The 24,375-nt window shown below is 71.2% G+C and carries 18 protein-coding genes; 11 read left to right on the forward strand and 7 right to left on the reverse strand.

What is annotated here, in order from left to right:
* Nucleotides 1-152 precede the first annotated feature (152 nt).
* From rpsK to RT054_RS14725, 7 genes are all read left to right on the forward strand, one after another.
* On the forward strand, nucleotides 153-560 hold the full coding sequence (gene rpsK, locus RT054_RS14695; RefSeq protein WP_284304218.1) for a 30S ribosomal protein S11: 408 nt from the start codon (nucleotides 153-155) through the stop codon (nucleotides 558-560).
* 23 nt (nucleotides 561-583) lie between these two features.
* On the forward strand, nucleotides 584-1,192 hold the full coding sequence (rpsD, locus tag RT054_RS14700) for a 30S ribosomal protein S4 (protein WP_312718574.1): 609 nt from the start codon (nucleotides 584-586) through the stop codon (nucleotides 1,190-1,192).
* 154 nt (nucleotides 1,193-1,346) lie between these two features.
* On the forward strand, nucleotides 1,347-2,363 hold the full coding sequence (locus RT054_RS14705; RefSeq protein WP_312718573.1) for a DNA-directed RNA polymerase subunit alpha: 1,017 nt from the start codon (nucleotides 1,347-1,349) through the stop codon (nucleotides 2,361-2,363).
* Nucleotides 2,364-2,422: 59 nt separating this feature from the next.
* Nucleotides 2,423-3,028, forward strand: coding sequence for a 50S ribosomal protein L17 (gene rplQ / locus RT054_RS14710; RefSeq protein WP_312718572.1), 606 nt, complete (start codon nucleotides 2,423-2,425; stop codon nucleotides 3,026-3,028).
* Between the two features lie 183 nt (nucleotides 3,029-3,211).
* Nucleotides 3,212-4,189 carry a serine hydrolase gene (locus RT054_RS14715; RefSeq protein WP_312718571.1) on the forward strand — a complete coding sequence of 326 codons (978 nt, stop codon included), beginning with the start codon at nucleotides 3,212-3,214 and terminating at the stop codon, nucleotides 4,187-4,189.
* A 1-nt stretch (nucleotide 4,190) separates the two neighbouring features.
* Nucleotides 4,191-5,027: a tRNA pseudouridine(38-40) synthase TruA gene (gene truA / locus RT054_RS14720; RefSeq protein WP_313024993.1), complete on the forward strand. Its 837-nt coding sequence runs from the start codon at nucleotides 4,191-4,193 to the stop codon at nucleotides 5,025-5,027.
* 289 nt (nucleotides 5,028-5,316) lie between these two features.
* Nucleotides 5,317-6,849 carry an MFS transporter gene (locus tag RT054_RS14725; RefSeq protein WP_313024996.1) on the forward strand — a complete coding sequence of 511 codons (1,533 nt, stop codon included), beginning with the start codon at nucleotides 5,317-5,319 and terminating at the stop codon, nucleotides 6,847-6,849.
* 31 nt (nucleotides 6,850-6,880) lie between these two features.
* Here RT054_RS14725 and RT054_RS14730 read toward each other — a convergent pair whose 3' ends face one another.
* The 3 genes from RT054_RS14730 to RT054_RS14740 all read right to left on the reverse strand — a co-directional run bounded on the left by RT054_RS14730 (nucleotide 6,881) and on the right by RT054_RS14740 (nucleotide 10,394).
* Entirely contained in the window at nucleotides 6,881-8,500 is a 1,620-nt protein-coding gene (locus RT054_RS14730) for an SLC13 family permease (protein WP_313025000.1), read from the reverse strand.
* Nucleotides 8,501-8,662: 162 nt separating this feature from the next.
* Entirely contained in the window at nucleotides 8,663-9,526 is an 864-nt protein-coding gene (locus RT054_RS14735; RefSeq protein WP_313025003.1) for an SDR family NAD(P)-dependent oxidoreductase, read from the reverse strand.
* Nucleotides 9,527-9,656: 130 nt separating this feature from the next.
* Nucleotides 9,657-10,394, reverse strand: a complete 738-nt coding sequence (locus RT054_RS14740; RefSeq protein ID WP_313025007.1) for a DeoR/GlpR family DNA-binding transcription regulator — start codon at nucleotides 10,392-10,394, stop codon at nucleotides 9,657-9,659.
* Nucleotides 10,395-10,448: 54 nt separating this feature from the next.
* Here RT054_RS14740 and RT054_RS14745 point away from each other — a divergent pair, with 54 nt between their 5' ends.
* Nucleotides 10,449-11,822, forward strand: coding sequence for an MFS transporter (locus RT054_RS14745; RefSeq protein WP_313025009.1), 1,374 nt, complete (start codon nucleotides 10,449-10,451; stop codon nucleotides 11,820-11,822).
* Here the strand turns inward: RT054_RS14745 and RT054_RS14750 are convergent.
* Complete coding sequence (locus tag RT054_RS14750) at nucleotides 11,767-12,963, reverse strand: low temperature requirement protein A (RefSeq protein ID WP_313025012.1); 1,197 nt, start codon at nucleotides 12,961-12,963, stop codon at nucleotides 11,767-11,769. The two genes, RT054_RS14745 and RT054_RS14750, sit on opposite strands and share 56 nt — an antisense overlap.
* A gap of 336 nt (nucleotides 12,964-13,299) precedes the next feature.
* On the opposite strand from RT054_RS14750, the gene RT054_RS14755 reads away from it, so the two are divergent.
* The 3 genes from RT054_RS14755 (at nucleotide 13,300) to RT054_RS14765 (ending at nucleotide 19,668) form a co-directional block, all read left to right on the forward strand.
* Nucleotides 13,300-14,577: a DUF6361 family protein gene (locus tag RT054_RS14755; protein WP_313025015.1), complete on the forward strand. Its 1,278-nt coding sequence runs from the start codon at nucleotides 13,300-13,302 to the stop codon at nucleotides 14,575-14,577.
* A 61-nt stretch (nucleotides 14,578-14,638) separates the two neighbouring features.
* Complete coding sequence (locus RT054_RS14760; protein WP_313025018.1) at nucleotides 14,639-16,471, forward strand: hypothetical protein; 1,833 nt, start codon at nucleotides 14,639-14,641, stop codon at nucleotides 16,469-16,471.
* Complete coding sequence (locus RT054_RS14765; protein ID WP_313025020.1) at nucleotides 16,468-19,668, forward strand: hypothetical protein; 3,201 nt, start codon at nucleotides 16,468-16,470, stop codon at nucleotides 19,666-19,668. The genes RT054_RS14760 and RT054_RS14765 overlap by 4 nt, the downstream gene beginning before the upstream one ends.
* Nucleotides 19,669-19,970: 302 nt before the next feature.
* On the opposite strand, the gene arfB is transcribed toward RT054_RS14765, so the two are convergent.
* The 3 genes from arfB to RT054_RS14780 form a co-directional block, all read right to left on the reverse strand.
* A complete protein-coding gene (arfB, locus tag RT054_RS14770; RefSeq protein WP_313025023.1) occupies nucleotides 19,971-20,396 on the reverse strand; it encodes an alternative ribosome rescue aminoacyl-tRNA hydrolase ArfB in 426 nt (141 codons plus the stop codon).
* A gap of 82 nt (nucleotides 20,397-20,478) precedes the next feature.
* On the reverse strand, nucleotides 20,479-23,262 hold the full coding sequence (locus RT054_RS14775; protein ID WP_313025027.1) for a multicopper oxidase domain-containing protein: 2,784 nt from the start codon (nucleotides 23,260-23,262) through the stop codon (nucleotides 20,479-20,481).
* A complete protein-coding gene (locus RT054_RS14780; RefSeq protein ID WP_313025031.1) occupies nucleotides 23,246-24,370 on the reverse strand; it encodes a hypothetical protein in 1,125 nt (374 codons plus the stop codon). Before RT054_RS14780 ends, RT054_RS14775 begins: the two co-directional genes overlap by 17 nt.
* Nucleotides 24,371-24,375: the final 5 nt, after the last annotated feature.

Below are 24,375 nucleotides of genomic sequence, written 5' to 3' on the forward strand. Positions count from 1 at the left end.
GATCGTCACCGGCGAGTCCATCGGATCACCCGATGCTCACCGCCTTCGACACGTCCACCCGGGCGAGCGCTCACCGCGCCCGCAGCGGAGTCGGACAGCCGGGGCTGCAGCCTCCGGACACCCACCCGAAGATTTCGTAGGAAAGAGAACACATGCCTCCCAAGAGCAGGACGGCCGGTGGCGCCAAGAAGGTGCGCCGCAAGGAGAAGAAGAACGTCTCCCACGGCCACGCGCACATCAAGAGCACGTTCAACAACACCATCGTCTCGATCACCGACCCCACCGGGGCCGTGATCTCGTGGGCCTCCGCCGGCCAGGTCGGCTTCAAGGGCTCGCGCAAGTCCACCCCGTTCGCCGCGCAGATGGCCGCCGAGGCCGCCGCCCGCCGCGCCATGGAGCACGGCATGCGCAAGGTCGACGTGTTCGTCAAGGGTCCCGGCTCCGGTCGTGAGACCGCGATCCGTTCGCTCACCGCCACCGGCCTCGAGGTCGGCGCGATCAGCGACGTCACGCCCATGCCGCACAACGGCGTCCGCCCGCCCAAGCGCCGCCGCGTCTGAGCGAACGAGAGGACTGAACACACATGGCTCGTTACACCGGCCCCATCACCAAGAAGTCGCGTCGCCTCAAGGTCGACCTCGTCGGCGGCGACAAGAACTTCGAGAACCGCCCGTTCCCTCCCGGACAGCACGGCCGCGGCCGTATCCAGGAGAAGGAGTACCTCCACCAGCTCCAGGAGAAGCAGAAGGCCCGCTTCACCTACGGCGTCATGGAGAAGCAGTTCCGCAACTACTACGAGGAGGCCGTGCGTCGGCCCGGCAAGACCGGTGAGGTCCTGCTGCAGATCCTCGAGTCGCGTCTGGACAACGTCGTGTACCGCGCGGGTCTGGCCCGGACGCGTCGCGCCGCCCGTCAGCTCGTCACCCACGGCCACTTCCTCGTCAACGGCCAGCGCGTCGACGTGCCGAGCTACCGCGTGAGCCAGTACGACATCATCGACGTCCGCCCCAAGAGCCGTGAGCTCTTCCCGTTCGAGCTGGCTCGCCAGACGTTCGGGGAGCGTCCGATCCCGGCGTGGATGAAGGTCGTGCCCGGCACGCTGCAGATCCTCATCCACCAGCTCCCGGTGCGTGAGCAGATCGACACGGTCCTCACCGAACAGCTGATCGTCGAGCTCTACTCGAAGAACTGATCGTCAACCGTGGGCCCGGTCGTGCGCGACCGGGCCCACGGTTCGCGACTCCCCGCCCGCCGGTGCGGACAGAGGCACCGACGGGCGACCGGCCCCGCGCCGGTCAGCTTGCACGAGCATCAAATAGCGGTTGCTCGTGGAAAGGAAGAATTCAGTGCTCATCGCACAGCGTCCCGTCCTCTCCGAAGAGGTCATCTCCCCGGCGCGTTCGCGGTTCGTCATCGAGCCGCTCGAGCCGGGCTTCGGGTACACCCTCGGCAACTCCCTGCGTCGCACGCTCCTCTCGAGCATCCCCGGCGCGTCCGTGACGAGCATCCGCATCGACGGTGTGCTCCACGAGTTCTCCACGATCCCCGGGGTCAAGGAGGACGTCACCGAGATCATCCTCAACATCAAGGGTCTCGTCGTCAGCAGCGAGCACGACGAGCCGGTCGTCATGTACCTGCGCAAGCAGGGCCCCGGCCCCGTCACCGCGGCCGACATCGCGCCGCCCGCCGGCGTCGAGGTGCACAACCCCGACCTGCACATCGCGACGCTCAACGACAAGGGCAAGATCGAGATGGAGCTGACCGTCGAGCGTGGCCGCGGCTACGTGTCGGCGCAGCAGAACAAGTCGGGGGAGGCCGAGATCGGCCGCATCCCCGTCGACTCCATCTACTCGCCCGTCCTCGCCGTGACCTACAAGGTCGAGGCGACGCGTGTCGAGCAGCGGACGGACTTCGACAAGCTCGTCGTCGACGTCGAGACCAAGAACTCGATGGCCCCGCGTGACGCGCTGGCCTCCGCGGGCAAGACGCTCGTCGAGCTGTTCGGTCTCGCCCGTGAGCTCAACGTCGAGGCCGAGGGCGTCGACATGGGCCCCTCGCCGACCGACGCGGCGCTCGCCGCCGACCTCGCCCTCCCGATCGAGGACCTCGACCTCACCGTGCGCAGCTACAACTGCCTCAAGCGTGAGGGCATCCACACCGTGGGTGAGCTCGTGGGCCGCAGCGAGGCCGACCTCCTCGACATCCGCAACTTCGGCGCGAAGTCGATCGACGAGGTCAAGGCGAAGCTCGTCGGCATGGGCCTGGCGCTCAAGGACAGCCCGCCCGGGTTCGACCCCTCCGCGATCGCGGACCGGTACGACGAGGACGAGGACAACGCGTTCGTCGAGGACGAGCAGTACTGACCGATCAGTGACTGGCCGCGTGCACGCGGATCGGTCAGCGACCATCACAGGAGAGATTCATGCCTACCCCCACCAAGGGTCCCCGTCTCGGAGGCGGCCCGAGTCACGAGCGCCTCATGCTCGCGAACCTCGCCACGGCGCTGTTCGAGCACGGCCGCATCCAGACGACCGAGACGAAGGCCAAGCGCCTGCGTCCCGTCGCGGAGCGTCTCATCACGTTCGCCAAGCGCGGCGACCTTCACAGCCGTCGCCGGGTCATGACGACCATCCGCGACAAGGGCGTCGTTCACGTCCTGTTCACGGAGATCGCCCCGGCCATGGCCGAGCGTCCCGGTGGCTACACGCGCATCACCAAGGTCGGCAACCGTAAGGGCGACAATGCGCCCATGGCGGTCATCGAGCTCGTGCGCGAGCCCTACTCGCCCAAGCAGGCCACGGTGAAGGAGGCGGAGGCCGCGACCAAGCGTTCCGCCGCCGACCGCGCCGAGGCGCCGGCCGCCCCCGCCGCGGAGGAGGTCACGCCCGCGGAGGAGTCCACGACCTCCGAGGCCGTGGAGCCGGAGATCACCGAGGCCCCCGTGGCCGAGGGTCCCGCCGGCGCCGAGGTTCCCGCCGAGGGCGAGGGTGTCACCGACGACGCGCCGGAGTCCGACGCGAAGGCCTGACGCCCACCACGACACGGCGGCGCATTCCCATCCGGGGGTGCGCCGCCGTCGGCGTCCCCAGGTCCGATCGTGATCGTGATCTTGGTGACGCACACGCGTGCTCGGACACCAGGGGGCTGCTCCGATCGGGGAGAGGAGGTCTAAGCTGAAGGACGACTGAAGGATCGTCGACAGGAGTGCAGGATGCGCGCATGGAGCAGCAGTCGCGGCGCCGGGGTGATCGGCAGTGTCGTCGTCGCCGCGTTGGCGGGCACGCCTGCGGTGGCCGCTCCTCATGCTGCGGCGTCGGCGCCCGCGGTGGAGATCGGCCCCTCGTTCGCCTCGACGGTGGGAGGCGCCGCTTCCGAGGAGGCCGGGCTGCCGTTCAGCGACCGTGACGTGCGACGGATGCTCGGCAAGTCCGCCGATGACGTCTCGTTCTCGGTGCGTGACCGCAGGACCGGGCAGACCTACACCTACAACGGGAGCTTCCGGAACTCCACGGCGAGCATCGTCAAGGTCCTCGTCCTCACCACTCTCGTCCACGAGCGCCGTGAGCAGGGACGTGGTCTCAGCACGTCGCAGAAGCGGCTCGCCGAACGCATGATCCGGTACAGCGACAACGACGCGACCTCCGCGCTGTTCCGGCAGGCCGGGGGCCGGTCGGCGGTGCAGCAGATGGCCGACGACCTCGGCATGACGCGCACGACGGTGCGCGGTGCCTGGGGCACGACGACGACGAGCGCGGCCGACCAGCGTCTTCTCATGGACAAGCTCGTCGACGGCACTCCGCACCTCAGCAAGGGCGACCGGGCGTACATCCTCGACCTCATGGGTCGGGTGACCCCCGAGCAACGGTGGGGCGTCGGGAGCGTCCCCACGGGCACCAAGGTGGCCGTGAAGAACGGGTGGTTGCCGCTGTCGCCCCACGGCTGGCGCATCAACAGCATCGGCAGCGTGCGCGGCTCGGGCCGCGACTACACCCTCGCGATCCTCAGCTGGGACAACGGCTCCATGGACTCCGGCGTCGCGCAGGCGCGCAGGGTGTCGAAGTACGTGTGGAACACCCTCGGGGGGTCGGCGGACGCCGGCTCCGAGCAGGCGACGCCGTCGGGTGGGCGCGCCACCCCGCCCTTCTGGGTGCGTCCGGGTGCCGCGGTGCCCCCGCACCCCATCGGCTGACGTGCGGGTTCGTCTCGACTTCGCCTACGACGGAACGGATTTCTCCGGCTGGGCGGCGCAGCCCGGACTCCGTACGGTCGAGGGCGAGTTGTCACTCGGCCTCGGGCGCATCCTGCGGGCGGATCCGTCGCCCTCGTTGACCGTGGCCGGTCGCACCGACGCCGGCGTCCACGCCCGCGGGGCCGTCGCCCACGTCGACGTCGAACCGGCCGGGTGGGCCGCGCTTCCGGGGCGTTCGGACCTCCCCCCGCACGACGCCGCGGTCCGGCGGCTCGCGGGGGTCCTGCCGCCGGACGTGGTCGTCCGACGCGCGCGTGAGGTGAGCGAGGACTTCGACGCGCGATTCTCCGCCCTCACCCGGCGGTACTCCTATCGGCTGTGCGACGCCCCCGAGTTGCTCGACCCCCTGCGTCGCCGCGACACCGTCACCGTGCGTCGGCCCCTCGACGCCGAGACGATGGACGCCGCGGCTCGGTCGCTCTGCGGCCTGCGAGACTTCGCGGCCTTCTGCCGACGACGCGAGGGAGCGACGACGGTCCGCACGTTGCTCGAGTATTCCTGGAGGCGGGAGGGGCCGCTGCTCCTGGGGACGATCGTCGCCGACGCGTTCTGCCACTCCATGGTCCGCGCTCTCGTCGGGGCGGTCGTGCCGGTCGGGGAGGGGCGACGGCCCGTGTCGTGGCCCGCCGAGGTGCAGGACCGGGCCCTGCGTGATCCCGGTGTCACCGTGATGCCTGCTCACGGGCTGTGTCTCGAGGAGGTCGCCTACCCCGACGACACCGCCCTCGCCGCCCGCGCCCGCACCGCCCGCGCGATCCGCACGCTGCCGGAGGAGTAGGGGGCGGCGCGCCCACGGGTGGTGGCGCCCAACCACCAGCGAGTCGACGTGCGGCCCATACGACGAGGTTGCCGTCGACGAGGGGAACTCCGACCAGGACGTGGCAAGGCCGTCTCGGACACGATGGGGGGCAGAGCGCTGCCGTCCCTGCTCGGGGGACCGGTGTCGGGGCCGGTGGTCGAGGTGGCGTCTGAAATGCAGCGGCACGGACGGTGGGCGACCCCTACCCTCGTGGGGGGCCGCCGTCGTCGCGCCCGGCCCCACCCCGCCGATGCCGACAGGACCGCCGATGCCCACCGCCGCACGCCCCCCGCTCGATCCCCGCACCGCGCAGGTGTTGAGGGTGCTCGTGGTGGCGACGTTCATCGTCATCCTCAACGAGACGATCATGGTCAACGCGCTGCCGGTGCTCATGGAGTCCCTCGCCATCGACGCCCGCGCCGCGCAGTGGATGTCGACGGGGTTCATGCTCACGATGGCCGTCGTCATCCCGACGACCGGGTGGTTCCTCCAACGTGTCGGACGCCGCACGGCGTTCGTCGTGGCGATGTCCTCGTTCTGCGTCGGCACGCTCCTTGCCGCGTGGGCGCCGACGTTCGAGACGTTGCTCATGGCCCGGGTCGTCCAGGCCTGTGGGACCGCGGTGATGATGCCGCTGCTGATGTCCAGCGTCCTCGCCCTCGTGCCCGAGCACAGTCGCGGCTCGGTGATGGGCAACGTCGCGCTCGCGATCTCGGTCGCGCCCGCCATGGGGCCGACGATCTCGGGGCTCATCCTCGGGTTCGCCTCGTGGCGGTGGCTGTTCGGCCTCGTGCTCCCGGTCGCCGCGCTCATCGGCGTCGTCGGCGCGCGGATGCTGCGGGCCGTCCCGGCGACGAGCGCCCCGCACCCCGACGACGCCCGGGAGTTCTCGGAGCACGACAACGCCGCGTCGTCCCCGGCCGACGTCGAACCCGCCCGCGCCCACGGCACGCCGGACCTGGCGAGCGTCGTGCTCACCGCGGTGGGGTTCGGTGGCCTCGTGTACGGCCTCAGCCACCTGGGCGGGGAGAGCGGTGCCGCCGTCGGCCCGCTGGGGATGCCGGTGATCGCCCTCCTCGTCGGTGCCTCGGGAGTCGCGCTCTTCGCGTGGCGTCAGGTGCGCCTCAGCGCTCGGTCGACCCCGCTGCTGGACCTGCGAGTCCTCGCCGTCGGGCGTTACCGGCTCTCCGTGGCCGTGATGGCGCTGTCGTTCATGGGTCTTATGGGCGCGATGATCATGCTGCCGCTGTACTTCCAGGAGGTGCGCGGCATGAGCACCCTCCAGGCGGGCCTCATGCTCATGCCCGGCGGCCTCACGATGGGTCTGCTCGGCCCGCTCGTCGGCCGGTTGTACGACCGGATCGGGCCGGCGCCGCTGGTCATCCCGGCGGCGATCGTGCTGGCCCTGGGGTTGGGGTTGCTGTCGTGGGCGGCCACGCACGGACCCTGGTGGTGGTTCCTCGGACTGCACATCGCGATGAGCGTGGCGTTGGCGTTCATCTTCACCCCGGTGTTCACCGCCGGCCTCTCGGCGCTCCCGCCGGGGCTGTACGAGCACGGCAGCGCGCTCCTCGGCACTCTGCAGCAGGTCGCCGCGGCGGCCGGGACGGCGCTCGTCATCACCGTGATGTCGGTGCGGGCCGGAGCGCTCGCGGCGGCCGGTGGGGCACCGACCGCCGCCCTCGGTGGGGGAGTGCAGCACGGCCTCGGGGTGGCGGCGCTGCTCGCCGCCGTCGTCGCGACGTTGTCGTTGTTGTTCCTGCGTTCCCGCCGCGACCCCGCACCGGCCTCGTCGTCCTGACCCCTGACGGAGGCCGGGCGTCGGGTGTCGGTCAGGGAAGGGCGATCCCGAGGGCCCAGGGGCCGATGAGCAGGGTGGCGATCGTGATGAGCACGACGCCGGTGACGTTGAGGACGAGGCCGCCCCTGGCCATCTCCTGGATCTTCACTGCGCCGGTGGCGAACACGATCGCGTTCGGTGGGGTGCCGACGGGGAGCATGAACGCGCAGGTCGCCGCGAGGGCGGCCGGCACCATGAGCAACATCGGGTCGACACCGATCGCCACCGAGACCGCAGCGAGGATGGGGATGAACGCCGCGGTGGTCGCCGTGTTGGAGGTGATCTCGGTGAGCATGAGGATGATGAACGCGACGCCCGCGACGAGCAGCAGCAACGGCAACCGGCCGAGGCCCTCCAGGTTGGAACCGAACCACTCGTCGAGCCCGGTGCGGGCGACGGCCCCGGCGAGGGTGAGGCCGCCGCCGAAGAGCAGCAGCACGCCCCAGGGCAGGCCCTTCTCCGCATCCGACCATTCGAGCAGCGGCCGCTTCTTGTCGCCGGGCAGGAGGAACAGGATGGTCGCGGCGCCGATGGCGATCGCCGCGTCCTCCAGGTTCCCGATCCAGGGCACGACGGAGGCGACGGCGTCGACGTTGGACAGCAGGCTCGGCACGACCCAGAGGAAGGCAGCGGAGAGGAAGACGAGGGCGACGAGCTTTTCACCCTGCGTCATCGGGCCGAGGTCGTCGATCTCGGACTGGATCATCTCCTCGCCGCCGGGGATCTCGTCGAGGTCGAAACGGAACAGCACGAGGGTGATGAGGAGCCAGGAGAGGGCGATGAACGCGATGACGAGCGGAAGGCCGAGCAGCATCCAGTCGAAGAAGCCGATCGAGCGGTCGAACTGATCGCTGAGGTAGGCGGCGATGAACGCATTGGGCACGCTGCCGAACAGGGTGCCGAGGCCACCGATCGAGGCCGACCAGCCGACCGCGAGGAACAGAGCGACGCCGAACAGTCGGACGTTGCGGTCGTCGAGGACGTCGCTGATCGCGTCGCCGTCCTCGATGCGCGCCATGTCGTCGGCCACGTCCTCCTCGCTGACGTCGGCGCGGGCAGACAGGGCGCGCTCGGCGACGAGCGCGAGGATGCTGATCGCGATGGGCAGCATCATGAGCGTCGTCGCGACGTTGTTCACCCACATCGACAGGCCCGCCGTGGCGATCATCATGCCCAGCACGATGCGGCGCGGGTGAGTGCCGACGGCCCGCAGGGTGTGCAGGGCGATGCGTCGGTGCAGGTCCCACTTCTGCATGGCCACGGCGATGAGGAAGCCGCCGAGGAACAGGTAGACGATCGGTTGGGCGAAGGGGGCGGTGGCCTCACCGATCTTGGTCTCGGTGAAGGCCGGCAGCAAGACGATGGGGGTGAGGGAGGTGACGGGCAGGGGCACGGCCTCCGTCATCCACCACGTCGCCATGAGGGCGCCGATCGCGGCGACGCGGCGCGCATCCTCCGACAGATCCGCCCCACCCAACGCGAGGTAGACGACGGCGGCCATGACGAGGCCGAGGAGTCGGAAGACCCAGGAGCGGCCGTGGGATCGGTCCGGTGTCGCGTCGGCCGACGGCCCTTGCGACGCGGGGGAGGTGGTCTCGCGGGTCTTCGACATGGGGCCGCCTTTCGGTCCGTGTTCCCGAAAGCCTAGAGGTGGTCGCGGGGCCCGGGGCCGAATCACCGCCCCGAACGTGATGGGCCGCCGGTGGAGCCCGGTGTGCTGAGAAGGTCGACGACGGTCACCACGTGGTGGGTGTGGAGCCGGGTGACGGCCCCCTCACAGGTCGGTGCCGGTCTCCTCGGCGGCAAGGCGCCAGACGGCCGCGGCGAGGGAGCGGTCCATGGCGGCGGGGGAGCGGGAGGCGTGGGCGGGGGCGCCGCGGAGGCCGCCCAGACCTCCGGGTCCGATGTAACTCACCGGCGGGAGGTCGGCCGTCGCGGCGACGAGGATCGAGGCGGCTGCCGTGTCGGCGGGCTGAGCGAAGGGCCGGCACGCCGCCGTGATGGCGCCGTCGAGACGGGCGTGCCCGGTGGCGTTCTGGAGGTTCGTCAACGCCCAGCCGGGGTGGGCGAGCTGCACTGTGGCGGGGTGGTGACGGTCGGTCAGCTTCTGCTGGAGGGCGAGCGCCCACAGCATGTCGGCGAGCTTCGACTGCCCGTAGGCGGCCGCGACGCTCCAGCGACGTCGGCGGAAGTGGGGGTCGGTGAAGTCGATGCGGCTCCGCTTGTGCGCGCCCGACCCGACGATGACGATGCGTCCGCGGATGTGGTCGACGAGCCGGTTCGTCAGCGCGAACGGGCCGAGGACGTTCGTCGCGAAGAGGAGTTCGTGGCCGTCGATGCTCTCCACGCGGCGCGCGGTGATCGTCCCGGCATTGTCGACGAGCACGTCGATCGGTTCCTCGACGCGGGCCGCGGCCTCGCGCACCGACGCCTGTGAGGCGAGGTCGACGTCGACCACCGAAGCGGCACCGATCTCCTGCCTCGTCGACTCACCGCGGGCAGCGCCGCGGGCGGTGATGAGGACCCGCGCGCCGACGCCGGCGGCGGCGCGGGCGACCTCACGGCCGAGACCGTTCGTCGCGCCGGTGACGAGCCACGTGCGTCCGGACTGGTCGGGCAGGGTGGTCGGCAACGACATGGGCCGACGGTACGACGCCGGGTCGATCACGTCGACGTGGACGTCCCCGCGTCGGGTCGCCGACCTCGGCGATGGCAGGCCCACGAGCGCGAGGGCCGGTTCCGACGGCCTTGGGCCGGCAGGTCGGCGGTCATCGCGCGAGGTGGACCTGCACTCCGGCGGCCCGGATCTCCTCGAGCGCGGACTCGGGCGCGTCCGGTGTGGTGACGAGGTCGTCGATCTCCTCCAGCGGGCCGACACGGAAGCTGGAGGTGCGGCGCACCTTGTCGCCGGTGGCGGCGAGGACGACCCGCGCGGCGGAGCGGATGACGGCCCGCTTGATCTCGGCGTCCTCGGAGGTCGTGGCGGTGAGACCGTGCGCGGGTGAGGCCGCGCACGCGCCGAGGACCGCCAGGTCCGCCCGGTAGTCCTCGAGCGCGCTCAGGCAGGCGGCTCCGCCGTAGTCGAGGCTCTCGCCCGTCGCGGCCCCGCCCGGGGTGACGATGGTCGGGGGCGGGCTCGCGGCGCCGAGCGCGGCGGCGGTCCGGAGCGACAGACAGAGCGCGGTGATCGGCCGTCCGGCGAGGGCCTGCGCGACGGCGACGAGGGTGGAGCCGTTGTCGAGCACGAGGGACATCTCGTCCTGGACGAGGTCGGCGACGACCGCGGCGACGGCGGCCTTCGCGTCGGCGTTCTCCGCGGCGCGGATCGCGTACGGCATCGGCGTGCCCCGCAGGTCGACGGCCACCGCGCCACCGTGCACCCGGCGCAGCAGTCCGTGGCCCTCGAGGTCGGTGAGGTCGCGTCGGATCGTCACGCCCGAGGCGCCCGTGAGGCGGGCGAGGTCGGCGACGGCGGTGGGGCGAGGGCTCAGCGCGCGAATGATCATCTTGTGCCTGAGCGATCGTTGCACGTGATCACTCAATCACGGATCGTGGCGGACATGGAGCACGACCCCCAGTCGACCGGCCACACCCCGTCCCGCGCCGCCGACTCAGCAGCCTCCGGGGTTCGCCCTCCCGGCGGGCGGTCGGTCGCCGGGTCTGCGCCGGTGACACCCTCGGCGCCCGAGGATCTCAGGCGCTCGCGTCGCCGGGCGCGGTTCGGCATCAGCCTCATGTTCTTCACCAACGGGATCATCTTCGCGATGCTCCTGCCGCGGTATCCGGAGCTCAAGGCCGCGATGGGGTTGAGCAACACGCAGTTCGGCGTCACGGTCATCGCCTTTCCCGCCGGCGCGATCCTGGCCGCGGGGCTCGCGGGTCCCCTCGTCCGTCGCTACGGCACCGGCGTGCTCATGGGGGTCGGCACCGCGCTGATCGCGGGGTTCGTCTTCCTCGCCGGCACGAGCTCGACGGCGGCGGTGTTCGCGGTGGCGCTGCTCGTGGCCGGGTTCGTCGATGCGATCGTCGATGCGGCCCAGAACATCCAGGGAGCCCTCGTCGAGCAGTGGGCCGAGCGCTCGATCATCAACTCGTTGCACGCCGTGTGGAGTCTGGGCGCTGCGACCGGGGGGCTCCTCGGTGCGTGGAGCGCCGGGGCGCAGATCCCCATCGGGGTGATGCTCGGGGTCAACGGCCTCGTGTGGAGCGGCGCGGCGGTGCTCGCGGCAGTTCTCTCGCGCGTACCGCTCACCGTCATGCCGACCGGGGACACGGGCGTCATGGGGTCGGCGGGCGACGGGGCGCGGGACGGAGCCGACGACGGAGAGGACGCCGGGGCGGGTTCGCCTGCCGGGTCGCGACCCTGGCGGCTCCTCCTCCCACTGATCGTCCTCGCGATCTGCGGCACGCTGCTCGAGGAGGTCGCGAGTTCGTGGGCGGCCCTCTACATGGGGGAGGTGTTGCAGGCCGGAGCGGGTGTGGCCGGGCTCGGGTACAGCGTCATGCTCGCCGCACAGTTCGTCGGGCGGGTCACCGGTGACCCGATGACCGACCGTTGGGGGCGGGTCGCCGTGGCCCGCGCGGGCGCGGTGACGATCGTCGTGGGCGCGGTGACCCTCGTGGTCGCGCCGAGCATCGCGGTCGGTCTTCTCGGTCTGACGCTCATGGGATTCGGGTGCGCCACCCTCGTGCCCGCGGCCTACGCGGCGGCGGCGCGGCTGCCCGGGTTCCCCCACGGCACCGGCGTCGCCCTGCTCAGTTGGCTCATGCGCCTCGGGTTCCTCGGCACCTCACCGATCATCGGCCTCATCGCCGACCACTCCGGCCTTCGCACCGCGATGACCGTGCCGCTCGTCGCCGGACTCGTCGCCGCCGCGATCACCCACCGCCTCGCCGCGGCGAGGCGTGTCCGCCCGGCGCCGTCGACGCGGTGACCGGTGGCCGCCAGACGAGCGCGACGACGACGAGCACGAGGACCACCGCGGTCGAGAGGATCGGTGTGCTCAGCAGTGGGTCCACGAGGATGAGTGCGGCGGCGAGCGGGACGACGACCCGCACCATCCGGTCCGCCTGTTCGCGGATCGCGATCCACCAGAGGCTCAGCAGGAAGACGGCCACCGGAATGGCGACGGCGTATCCGTCTCCGACCGTTCCCAGCGGGCTGTGGCCGGTGAGTGCGTCGATCTGGATCTCGATGCCGACCGACACCGCCGCCGCCGAGGCGAAGACGATGTAGTGGACGTAGCCGTACCGCAGCGATCGACGCATCCCACCGATGCAGTGGTGGTGCTCCGGCCAGAAGTAGATCCACCACAGCGTCGCCGTGATGGTGAGGACGAGCGCCGCCAGGGAGATGAGAGGGCCGTACGCCTGCTGCTCGGAGCGGGCGGCGAAGATGGCGTTGGCCGAGGCCAACAGGCTCTCGCCGAGGACGATGAGCGTGAAGAGCCCGTACCGCTCGGTGATGTGGTGCGGGTGCGACGGGGTGCGGCCGCGCGCCTCGGCGATCACCGGGATGGCGAGTTCCGCGGCGATCAAGACGCCCAGACACACTTGGGCCGGAGTCCCCGACAGGAGCAGCCAGGCCAACCAGAGACACTGGACGAGTGCGATACCGGCGGCATAGGTGAGCGTCGTCCGACGGGTGTGCCCTCCGGCCAGCGATGCGCGTAGCCACTGCGCGACCATCGCCAGGCGCATGATGACGTAGCCGAAGACGAGGATGCGGTAGTCGTTCTGCTGGAAGGTCGGTTCGATGCCCGCGGCGAGGGTGAGGACGCCGCCCATCTGCACGACCGTCAGGACTCGGTAGAGCCAGTCGTCGGCGTCGAACGAGGTGGCGAACCACGTGAAGTTCATCCACGCCCACCAGATCCCGAAGAACACCACTGCGTAACGGATGAGGCCGTCCCGCACGTGGCCCTCGGCGAGCGCGTGATGCAACTCGGCGGAGGCGGTACTCACCGCGACGACGAAGACCAGGTCGAAGAACAGCTCCAGCGTGCTCGCCGTGCGGCCGGGCTCGTGCGGGTCGCGCGGCGTCATCCGGACGAGCCTGGTGCTGGAGTCGCTCATGATCGTCTTTCGTGTCACGGGTGGACGGCTGGAGAACCTGACGCTGTGGTGGAATCCCCGCACGTCGCAGTACGCCGAGAGAGTACGCCTGCCGAACGGCCCCTCGCGGTCGTGAACCTGCCGATGTCGTCCACGGGTTCGATGGAGGCACATCGGGTCTCCGCGTGCGGGGTCTGTGCGCGTGTGGACCCCAGCGGCGACACCAGGTCGGGCAACGACCGACATCAGGGTCGGGGGGACGAGGAGGCGTAACCTCAGGACTGGTGATCGGTGCGAGGTCGGCGCAAGGAGCACCGGAGTGGTTGCCTCGACGAGGACGGGGAGGCGTGCGTCGGGATGTCCGTGATCGCGTGGCTCGACACGTCACCGGAGGAGCAGCGCCGTCGGCGCGAGGTCCTTCGGCTGTTCGAGCAGCACGAGAGTAGGGACGAACTCGGCCTCGGTCAGGTGCGCGACGTTCTGAGCGATGCCCTGTTCCCCGGCTTCTCCGTCCTTCACACCCGGGCTCGCTACTACCTGTTCATTCCGTGGTGCTTCCAGGCGGTCGGCGATTCGTCCGATCGCGCGGCACGCGTCGGGCGTACTGAGCGCGTCCTCGCCGACACGTTGGCGAGGACGCAAGCCCCGAGAAGCGGGGTGATCGGGGCACGCACCGGCCCGGCGGTGAAGACGCTGCCGTCCGCGATCTATTGGAGCGGGTTGCGCACCTTCGGTGTCCTCACCCGCGACGTCGCCCCCTCCCAGGTCACCGGAGCCGTCACCAGCGACGCCGAGGCGGACGAACTCGTCGGCCGGTCGCTCGGCGACTGGCATCCGACGCTTCCTGCCGCCCCGCGCGGATTCCCCCGCGAGGTCGACGGTGGGTTCGACCTCACTCGCGACGAGGCGACGTGGCTGAGAGAGAGAATGGTCGAGGGTGCCGGCGACACGCTCCTGGGGCATCTCGTCCGGTCGGGCCGGGCGCCCGAGCAGGGCAGCGTCACCCCGTGGAGTGATCCCCTGGCGGTCAGCGTCGCTGGTGGCGAGGCCGCGGCGGGGCTGCGGCACGCCGAGGTGTTCTCACGAGTCATGCACGGGGCCTCGATGCTGTACCTCATGCTCGTCGCCGAGGCCTACGCTTCCGCCGGATTCGCCGACGACGCCTTCAGCATCGAGCCGTACCGACAGCGGCTGAAATGGTGGGTGGACGGCGTGGATCGTCGGAACCTGCTCGATGGCTGGTCGTCCTTCGCCTTCTGGACGTATGTCCTCGCCCGTAACCCCCGTATCGGTCCGCGGACCAGGGCATTCGTCGACGACTGGCTCGACATCGTGCGGTCGGGGCGTCTTCCCGACATCCTTGATGATCACTCGGACCTCGCCCGTCGATCGCGCACTCTCGTCGGACGTCGCGAGCGCACGCTGAAGGCGGGCCAGTCGCGTCTGGTCAACCGGCGGCTCCTCCAGACCTGGTCACCGGCCGACATCGGTCGGCAAGGTCTTCGCGAGACGCCGCCGTCCACGCCACAGGTGACCTTCACCTACCGCTGGGCGAACGTGCGCGCCGTCCTCCGCGACATCGTCGACGGTCTCGAGCGTGGAAGGGAGCTAGGCCCGGACGATGTTCGAACCTGACTCTCGGGTTGTCCTCCTCGACCAACTCCGACCACCGGCCGGGTACTCACTCCACTCGGCGGTGGGGACGACTTTCAGCCTGTCGCTGCAGACGGCCCTGGTGCCACCCCTCGCCTTCGCCGCCTTCACGGTGCGTGACTCCATCGACCCGGTGGCCGTGCTCGAAGCGGCCCGATCCTGCACCGATCGCGTCGACGTCTTCTGTCAGGCAGGTCAGATCGCCGTTCCCCGCGCCCACTCCGACCTCATGGCCTTTCTCGAACCGATGGTCCACCCCGTCCAGGCCATGAGGCGCGGCTACCTTTTTCACCCCAAGGTGTGGTTCCTCCGCTATGCCGCCGACGAGAACGACCGCGACGTCCGATACCGGTTGCTCGTCGCCACTCGCAACCTCGTCGACTCCGACGCCTGGGACCTCGCCGTCACGCTCGACGGGGCACCCACCCGCGCGAACCGACCCGTCAACCGGCCCCTCTCGGCGTTCCTTCGCGCCCTCCCGGGCATGGCCGTCACGCCCCTGGGGCGCGATCGCGCCTCGCGGGTGGCGGATCTTGCCGATCAGGCCAAACGGGTCCAGTGGGACGTCCCCGACGGCATCGGCCGTGTGGACTTCCACGCCTGGGGCATCCCGAGGTTGACCCCGACCGCCGACTTCAGCGGCTACCGCCATCTCGTGATGTCGCCCTTCATGGACGCCGAGGGTCTTCGGCACGTCGCGCCGAGTCCGGACAGCGAGGTTCACATCGTCTCGCGGGGTGAGGCGCTCGACGCGATGGACGAGTCCGACCTCCCGATGGCTGGGCCCGGTCGCCCGCCTCGTCTCCTCGTTCTCGATCCCCTTGCCGGACTGATCGACTCGGACGAGGCGGAAGAAGCCCACGGGGAGGGGATGTCCGATTCCGACGGGGCGGAGTGCGACGGGGAACGAATGCCCACCACCCTCTCGGCGCAACGCGTCGGGCTTCACGCCAAGGCCACGATCGTCGAGCGCAACAACCGCGAGGCCCACCTGTTCGTCGGGTCGCCGAACGCCACTCGCGCGGCGTACGACGGCAATGTCGAGTTCGCCGTCGAATTCACGGGTCGGGCCGGCGCGATCGGGGTGCAGTCCGTCCTCGGCACCAGCCGTGTCGATACGGAGAAGGACACGGCGGACGCCGCTGCTCGCGGTCTCTCCGGCGTGCTCCAGCCCTACGAACGCCAACCGGCGAACGCCGAGGCCGAGGCGCGGCGACGGGCGCTCGCCAAGGTCCTGCGTCGCCTCGCTGCCGTGCCTCTGAGCGCCCGAGTGATCGACGACGGCGGGGCTTACGACGAGCGCGTGAGCGGGCAGGGATCCGTTCCGACGTGGCCGACGGAGATGTCCGTGCGAGCGTCGCTGCTCACGCGCCCGGCGGTCACCTGTGACATTGCGCCGGGGGAGGTCCTGGACGTGACGTTCGGCCCCGTGGACCTGGCGGAGGTGACTCCGTTCGTCGTCCTCATGGTCACGGACGCGGATGGCATGGTCGTTTCATCGGTCGTCCACGCGGCCCTGCTGGGGGACCCGCCGGACCGGTTGAACGCGATCCTGGCGCGACAGATCGACACCCCGGCCAAGTTCCTCCACTTCCTGCACCTTCTTCTCGCGCTGTCGGGCGATGGCTCCGACTGGACGACGTCCCGCGGCGTGACGGCTGGGACCGAATGGGGGACCGTGGCGGCGGTGGGGGTCCTCGAGAGCATCGCTGCGGCTCTTGCCAGAGGGTCACGACACCTCGAGGCGATGGATGGCCTCCTCGCCCGGCTCAACCGGACCGAGGCCGGGCGGAAGGTGATCCCGGAGGGGTTCGACGCCCTGTGGCAGCAGGTGCAGATGGCACGGGAGCGCCTCGATCGGGACGCGGAGCGATGACGGGCGGGTTCGACGCGACCCCCGTCCTCGCGGGGCTCACGACCTTCCAGCGCGACACCGTCGACCACGTCGTCGGCCGGTTCTTCGGAGCGGACCCCACCGACCGCTTTCTCGTCGCCGACCAGACCGGGCTGGGCAAGACGATGGTCGCCCGGGGGGTCATCGCGCGCACCATCGAGGCGCTGCAACACGATGCCGGGACGGATCGTGTGGACATCGTCTACGTCTGCTCCAACCAGGACCTCGCCAGACAGAACCTTCGCAAGCTCGCCGTCGGTGGCGGCGCGGCGTCGGAGTTCACCGCTCGCCTCTCGATGCTCGGGACCGTCGTCTCCGACTTCCCCCGTCGCGTGGCCGAGGGCCCGGCGCCGATCAATCTCGTGTCGTTCACGCCGGGCACCTCGTTCAAGCCGGGATGGCGGAGCGGCACCAAGGAGGAGCGCGCCCTGCTTCTCCTCATGCTCGAGTGCGAGCCGAGCCTCCAGCTCACGACGAACGCCGGACGGGCAGCAGCGGCGTTGCGCTTCCTCATGTGCGGGGTTCGCACCGTCGAGGCGTTCGAGGGGGTCGTCGCGGAGATGCGGAGCCAGGTTCCTCACCTCGACCAGTCCCTCGTGGACGCGTTCCGCGCCGGTCTCCGGCGGCCCGACCAGGGAGTCACACCGCTCGAGCGCGTGCGCGAGGAACTCGAGTCGGCCGCACGAGGGACCGACACCGGGCGGACCTGGCAGACCGTCGGGTGGCTCCGAGCCGTGATGGCTCGGGCGAGTGTCTCGCTCCTGACCCCGGACCTGGTGATCCTCGACGAGTTCCAACGCTTCCGAGAGCTTCTCGCCAAGGACACCGACGCCGGCGAGCTCGCTCACCACCTCTTCGACCACGCATCGAGTGCCGGATCCCGAGCCAAGGTCCTGCTGCTCTCTGCCACGCCGTACAAGCCCTTCACCTACGCCGAGGAGGTCTCCGCGGGCGAGGATCATCACCGCGACTTCATGAAGGTCGTACGGTTCCTCGGCGACGGTGACCCAGGCGACCCGGCCGGAGCCATCGAGGCTGCGCTGCGCTCCTACCGCGAGGGGGTGGTCCGCGGCGACCTCACCCGGGAGACCACCGAGGCGGTCCGCGCGGCGACTCTGCGGATCATGTGTCGGACCGAACGCCCGGACGGCGCCACGGTCTCGATGCGCCGGGAGGTCGCGCTGCCCATGGGGCCGCCCTCGGCGGACAACCTGCTCGGGTACGTCGCGCTGAAAGAGCTGTCCGACGTCGTCGGGGGACAGGTGAACCTCGGGTACTGGAAGGACGTGCCGTACTTCGCGTCTTTCATGTCCGGATACAAGCTGGCGGGCGCGGTGACGGGGGCGCTGTCAGGACCGGACGGGGACCGGGCGGCCCAGACACGGCGACTCCTCGCGCGTACACAGCGTCTCCACACGGCCGATGTCGACGCCAACGCGCCGATCGCCATGTCCCACCCCCGACTCGAGACCGTTCATCGGCACACCGTGGGGCGTGGATGGCCGAGGTTGCTGTGGGTGCCCCCCTCTCTGCCCTACCTCGAACCGGCCGGCGCCTATGCGGAGCCAGGGGCGTCCTCGGTGTCGAAACTCCTCGTGTTCTCGTCGTGGGCGGCCACGCCCACTGCCCTTTCCTCGCTGCTCTCGTATGAGGCGGATCGCGTCACAGCATCACCTCATCAGGGGGCGATGTCGGCCGATGAACGGGCGGCCGACAGGCGCAGCCGCGCGACGAGACTCAACTATCGGTGGAACGCGCAGTACGACCGGGCCGGATCGATGAGTGCCTTGGCCCTGTTCTGGCCGATGCCCGGGCTGGCGGGACTCGCAGACCCGTTGGCGCACCGCCGTGCGGTCGGTACGAGCCTCTCCATCGCCGCGTTCGAGGAACGTGTCATCGAGGCCTTGCGCACCGAGCACCCCACCGCCGAGGGCGACGACCCCCCGGCGACGCCCTGGGCCGAGGCGATGCGACGCCTCGACTCCCTCCCCGGCGGCCTCTCTGAGCGTGATGTCCGTGAGGCGCTCGACGCGCGCACCTGGGACCCTGAGACCGATCGCGACGCCGAGCTCGGCCTGCTTGCGCGGCACGTGTCGATCGCCCTTGCGGCGCGCGGGACACCGAGGCGGAACCGCCTCGACGGCGCGGGCCTTGTCTCGCTCGCGCGCCTCGCCGCCCACTCGCCGGGCAACATCGCATGGCGCGCCGTGCGCCGTCTCGTCGGGGCCGACACACCGATCATGGACGGCGAGCAGTGGATCGAGGCCGCCCGTCTTGCCGTCGCCATCCGCTCGCTGTTCGCACGCCCGGAGACGACGATGCTGCTCGACCCGACCGACGGCGACGGAAACACGCCGTACTGGCAGCGCATCCTTCGCTACTGCGCCGAGGGAAACCTGCAGGCAGTCCTCGACGAGCATCTGCACCACGTCGCGGTGTCCCTCGGGGGCTCGGTCACCGACGCGGACTCCCTGCACGTCGTCGTGGGAAACGTCGTGGAGGCGCTGTCGTTCAGAGCCGCGCGGTACGCACTCTTCGCCCCGGACACCGGAGGGACGAACCCGACGAGCTTCAGCACGCGTTTCGCGGTGCGGTACGGAAGTGGGCGGGGGGAGACACTGGAGGAAGGCGCGACCCAGCGCCAGCACCAGGTGCGCCAGGCCTTCAACAGCCCCTTCTGGCCGTTCGTCCTCGCCACCACGAGCATCGGACAGGAGGGCATCGACTTCCACTGGTGGTGCCGGTCGGTGCTGCACTGGAACACCCCCACCAACCCCGTCGACTTCGAGCAGCGTGAGGGCCGGGTGGACCGGTACGACGGGCTGGCGGTCCGACGCAACATCATGGCGACACACGCGCAGGACGTGTTCGCTGCCGAGGCGGATGACCCCTGGGCTGCGGCGTACGAGATCGCGGCGAATGCTCGACCGGACTTGGGCTCTTTCGCGCCTCACTGGGTCTACCCCGGCAAGGCGCAGATCGAGCGATACGTGGCTCCGTACCCGCTGAGCACCGACGGGGTCCGCCTGGAGAGGATCAGGCGCGACGTGGCCCGTTACCGTCTCACCTTTGGCCAGCCCCGCCAGGAGGACCTACTGGAGATCCTCCGCGACCGCCTCGGCGCCGACGGAGAGGTTCCCGACCACTGGCGCGTGGACCTGAGGCCACCTGCGAGGTAGCGGGAGGACCGCCGCTCCTCAAGGCGTCGGCCCGGGCAAGACCGGAAATCGAGACCGGAGCCGGATGTCGGCGCGCCGCGTGCCGGGCCCCAGCCCGGAATGCGCCCCATCCATCTCGAACCGAGGGGGTAGCGCGACCGGGTCCATGCTCGGGCATCGGCAGGCCGCACGGCCGGATGAGGACGAACCCGTCAGGTCACGTCACGTCTCACCAGGCTGTAGGCGACGGTCGCTCCACCCGGCACGCCTCCGAGAGCCTCCGGGTTGAGGTGGGATGACGAGGTGCGGGGCGATAGAGCAACTCAGCCCTCAGGTCTTCCACGCCCCCGCTTGACCTCGCTCCGGCGCTTCTTGCTCGCGAGACGGCGTTCCTTCGAGCCGCGGGTGGGGCGGGTGGCGCGGCGGGGTGGTGGCGGTGGCGCCATGGCCTCCCGCAGCAGCTGGGCCAGGCGCTCGCGGGCGATGCGGCGGTTCGCGAGCTGGCTGCGGCGCTCGGCGGCGGCGACCGTGATCCGACCCTCGACGAGACGTCCGGCCAGTCGCGCCAACGCCCGGGTGCGGTGGGTCTCCGGCAAGGACGGGGAGTTCGCGACGTCGAAGGTCAGCTCGACCCGAGAGTCCGCGGTGTTGACGCCCTGACCCCCGGGGCCGGAGGCGTGGGAGAACCGCTCCCGCAGCTCCGAGGCCGGGATGCGCACCCGGTTCGTCACCACCAGTTCCTCGTCCACCCGCCCATCGTCGCAGCACACCAACCGGGCAGGACCGCCCGGCACCCGTCGGGGCGGGGACGGGTTGCGTCACGCGCCCGCGTCAGTCGGTGACCTCGACGACGCCGTGGGCGCCGCTCTCAGCGTCGCTCATGACGTGCGAGACGACGGGGTAGCGCCCGGCCTCGGGGAACGACAGCTCGACGAAGCCACCCTGTGCCGGTTGCAGTGCGAGGGCCTGCGAACCGCCCCCGGTGGTGCCGAACGGGTCCTTGCCGCTCTTGAGGTGGTAGCCGCCCTCGGCGTAGACCGTGTCGAACTGGCCGCCGACGACGTGCAGACTCGACGGCACGTTCGGGCCGGTGTCGACGCTCCAGATGCGCACCCGCTCACCGACCTTCGCCCGGAGCGGGAACTCGTCGTACTGGTTGGCGATGCCGTTGAACATGACGAAGTCGTGACGGCGGGCAGCGATCTTCGCGGCGTCGATCGGCTGGGCGTCCTCCGGGCGCGCCGCCGCCCGCCCGTCTGCTCCCGCCGTGACGTAGGCCTCGGACTGCACGAGCACGTAGCTGCGGTCGACCGGCGGCAGGCCGTCGGGCTCGATGATCACCGCTCCCGCCATCCCGGCCGCGATGTGGTGACTCATCGGATGCGTCGAGCAGTGGTACATCCATGCGCCGGCCCGCCCCGCCGTGAACCGGTAGACGAGGGACTGCCCGGGCGGAATCGTCCGCATCGGGCGATCCGGCGCGAGGGCACCGGCGTGGAAGTCGATCGAATGGCCCATCGTGCCGTCGTTGACGAGCGTGATCTCGAAGACGTCCCCCACGCGCCCGTGCAGGGTGGGGCCGACGTGACCGCCGTCGAACGTCCACCGCGTCTGCCACACGCCAGGGGCGACCTCGAGGGGAACCTCGGTGGCACGCATGGTGATCCGGTGCACGGTCGGCGAGCCGCGCCGGGGTGGCAGTGGCGCGAGAACCGGGTCGACGTGCGTCGTCAGCCGGGTGTCAGGCACGGCGCGCACCGCCGCGGACGGTGCCGTGCCCATCCCGGTCATGTCGCCACCCTCGTGGCCGGCGTGCGCCCCCGCGCCGCCCGCGGCGGTCTCACCACCTCCTGGCCCACCGGTGACGAGGACGTCGAACACCATCCCCATCTGCCGGTGGCCGGCGATGCTGCACCACCCCGAGGTGGGCCCGGAGACGACGCCCGCGTCGACCTCCGCGCGTTCGCCCGGCGCGAGACGCCCGGAGGTCGCCTCACCGAGCACGAGGTCGTGCACCTGCGCCGGGTCGTCGTTGACGAGGTCGACGACGAGCCGATCCCCCGCCGCGACCGTCACCGACGCGGGGGTGAACCGCATGTCCTCGGCGCTCACCGCGACCCGGACGGTGCGGCCGGTCGGGGCCACCGGCTGCGCATCCGTCTGGGCGGTTCCACCCGTCGCCGCGAAACCGGCCGCGGCAGGGTCGACACCGACGCCGACGACCACCGCGACGCCGATGGCGGACAACGCGGCGACCACCTGACCCGCCGACCACAGCCGGGGCACCTCAGTGCCGACTGCGCCACCGTCAACGGGCTCTCCGGCGGCGACGGCCTCGCGCCCTCGCCGGTTGACGCGCACGGCCGCGACCACGAGCGGGAGGAACCACACGAGCCCGACGAGGCCGAGCAGCGAGGTCGTCACGCTCACCCAGCTCGGTACCGGCAGCACGAGGAAGAGCAGTCCCGTGTTGACGAGGACGAGACGCGCGGCGGCCTGCCGGTCGAACACCCGGCCCGTGGCCCGCACGACCGCAGGTCCTCCGCCGAGGACCGTCGGGACGAGGTGGGCGAGCGCGCCGCAGAGGATCTGCACGCCGACGCCGGCCGCGGCGACACCCGCGACGGGCGTGAGGTGGGCGACGACGTCGGCCCAACCTGCGTCGCCGGGGCGCATCGTCGCGAGGATCCACCCGAGCCATCCGAGCGCGACCATTCCCCACGGCAGCGACGCGGCGACGGAGGCGGCGGCGAACGACCGTGGGGGGCGGGCCCGGAGCGGGACGAGCAGCGCCCGTCCCCACCAGCACACCCCGACGACGTAGGCGAGGATACCGACGAGTGCGACGACCCGCGTCCCCGCGAGCGCGCCGCCGACGAGCCCGGACACCCCGACGAGCAGCGCCGGGAGCGCCTGTCGCGCGAGGGTCTCGGCGCGCGGGTCGATGCGGGCGTGAAGGAGGGTCGGCCAGAACGTCACGAGCGTCCCGAGAATCGTCAATCCCACCCAGCCGAGCAGGTTGGCCGACGCGTGCGCGAGGAGCAGACGCCCGTGGGCCGGGTCCGGCACCCCGCCGGGGGTCGACCCGAGGAGGCCACCGAGGAGCGCGCCGACGCCGAGCGCGGCCGAGGCGGCGACGTAGTAGTGCACGGTGATCCGAAAGCGGCCGGGCAGTCCACCGGCGAGCATGCGCCACAGGGTGATTCCGTGCCAGAGGACCGCGACCGCGACGAGCCCCGCCCCGAGGCCGACCGCCGGCGGGAGCCCTGCGGGCACCCCCACGAGGACGAGGCTCGAGCCGAGGAGCAGCGTGAGGATGCGCGCCGACTGCCGCGCGCGGTCGGCCTCCGTCGTGGGGACCTTGAGCAGCGCGTCGGCGAAGTAGCGGCTCCAGACGAGGATCGCGTGCGTGAGCGCCCCGAGCAGCACGAGGTGGATCATGAGCCACAGCGACTCCGGGACGAACCGGTGCACGAGGGCCACGCCGGCGGCGGCCGCCAGCCAGAACACCGAGGGGTAGTCCCGCAACGGCCAGCGCCGTCGACGCGACCCCGGGGAGGCCGTGCGCGGCGGGCCGACCGGACGACGGTCGCGGGAATCAAGGGACGCGGGCACGAGCGCTCACCACCAGGACGAGGGAGACGAGGACGAAGAGGAGAACGGCGAGGACGGTCAGTGCCGCGCCCCACCGGAAGAGCAGGTCGCCGCCACCGAGCGCCATGACGACGTCGCCGACGACCCGCACGAGAAGGCCGAGGTGTAGCGCCCCCAAGGGAATCCATGACACGGTCCGGTAGGGGAGCGGGGCGCCGACGACGGCGGGCAGGATCGTCGGCGCGTGGGCGATCACCATCGACATCCCGAACCCGAGGAACACCCCGTGGACGGCGATGTCGTACGACGGCCCCACCGGGACGCCCCCGACGAGCCACACGAGCGCCGCCACCCCCAGCCAGGCGTACCCCGCGAGGAGTGCCGTCGCGCTGAACCGGCGCAACCCCTCGGTCCGGACGAAGCGTCGGGCCACGTCGTCCCTCACCAGCCAGACGGTGAGCAGCAGCAGCACGGCGCCGAACGCCCGGGTCCCGCCCACCGGCCACACGAGGGCGACGAGGGCGGCGAGGACGAGAGCCGAGCCCAGTGTCAGCAGCCGCCTCGGGGCCGCGCGGCCCATCGTCAGCGCCGCGAGTTCGGTGCGTTCCGCGGCGATGGTGAGCACGACGAACGTCGCGAGCAGGCAGACGATCGCGGGAACCGGGGCCCACACCCACGTGACGGCAGACAGGAGGGCGGCAAGGGCGCCGAGGCCCTCGACCGCGACGACATCGGCACGTGCCCGCCGCCACAACGCGACGTAGACGGCCACGAACACCGCACATCCCTGGGTGAGGAGCAACGCCCCCACGACGACCGGTGCACCCGCGACCAGTGAGAGGCTCCCGGCGGCGAGGGTCGCGGGTGCGAGCAGCGCCCATGCGGCCCCGAGGGCCTGCGCGCGCTCGAGGGCGATGAGGGTGCCGAGGAATCCGAGCACCATGACGATCCCGTGCAACACCGCGAGCCGGGGCGACTCGACCGGTGCCCACAGGCCTGCGCGAGCGAGCCCCGCGTCGAGTCCGACGAGCAGGCTCGCCCCACCGAGGGCGAGAAGCGCGAGACGGGTTCGGCGTGGCCGGCGTCGGGACGACGGGACGGGGCGCGCAGGCGCGGTGACGGCGTGCATCGGGG

The organism is Mobilicoccus sp. (assembly GCF_032060985.1).
Classification (GTDB): domain Bacteria; phylum Actinomycetota; class Actinomycetes; order Actinomycetales; family Dermatophilaceae; genus Mobilicoccus.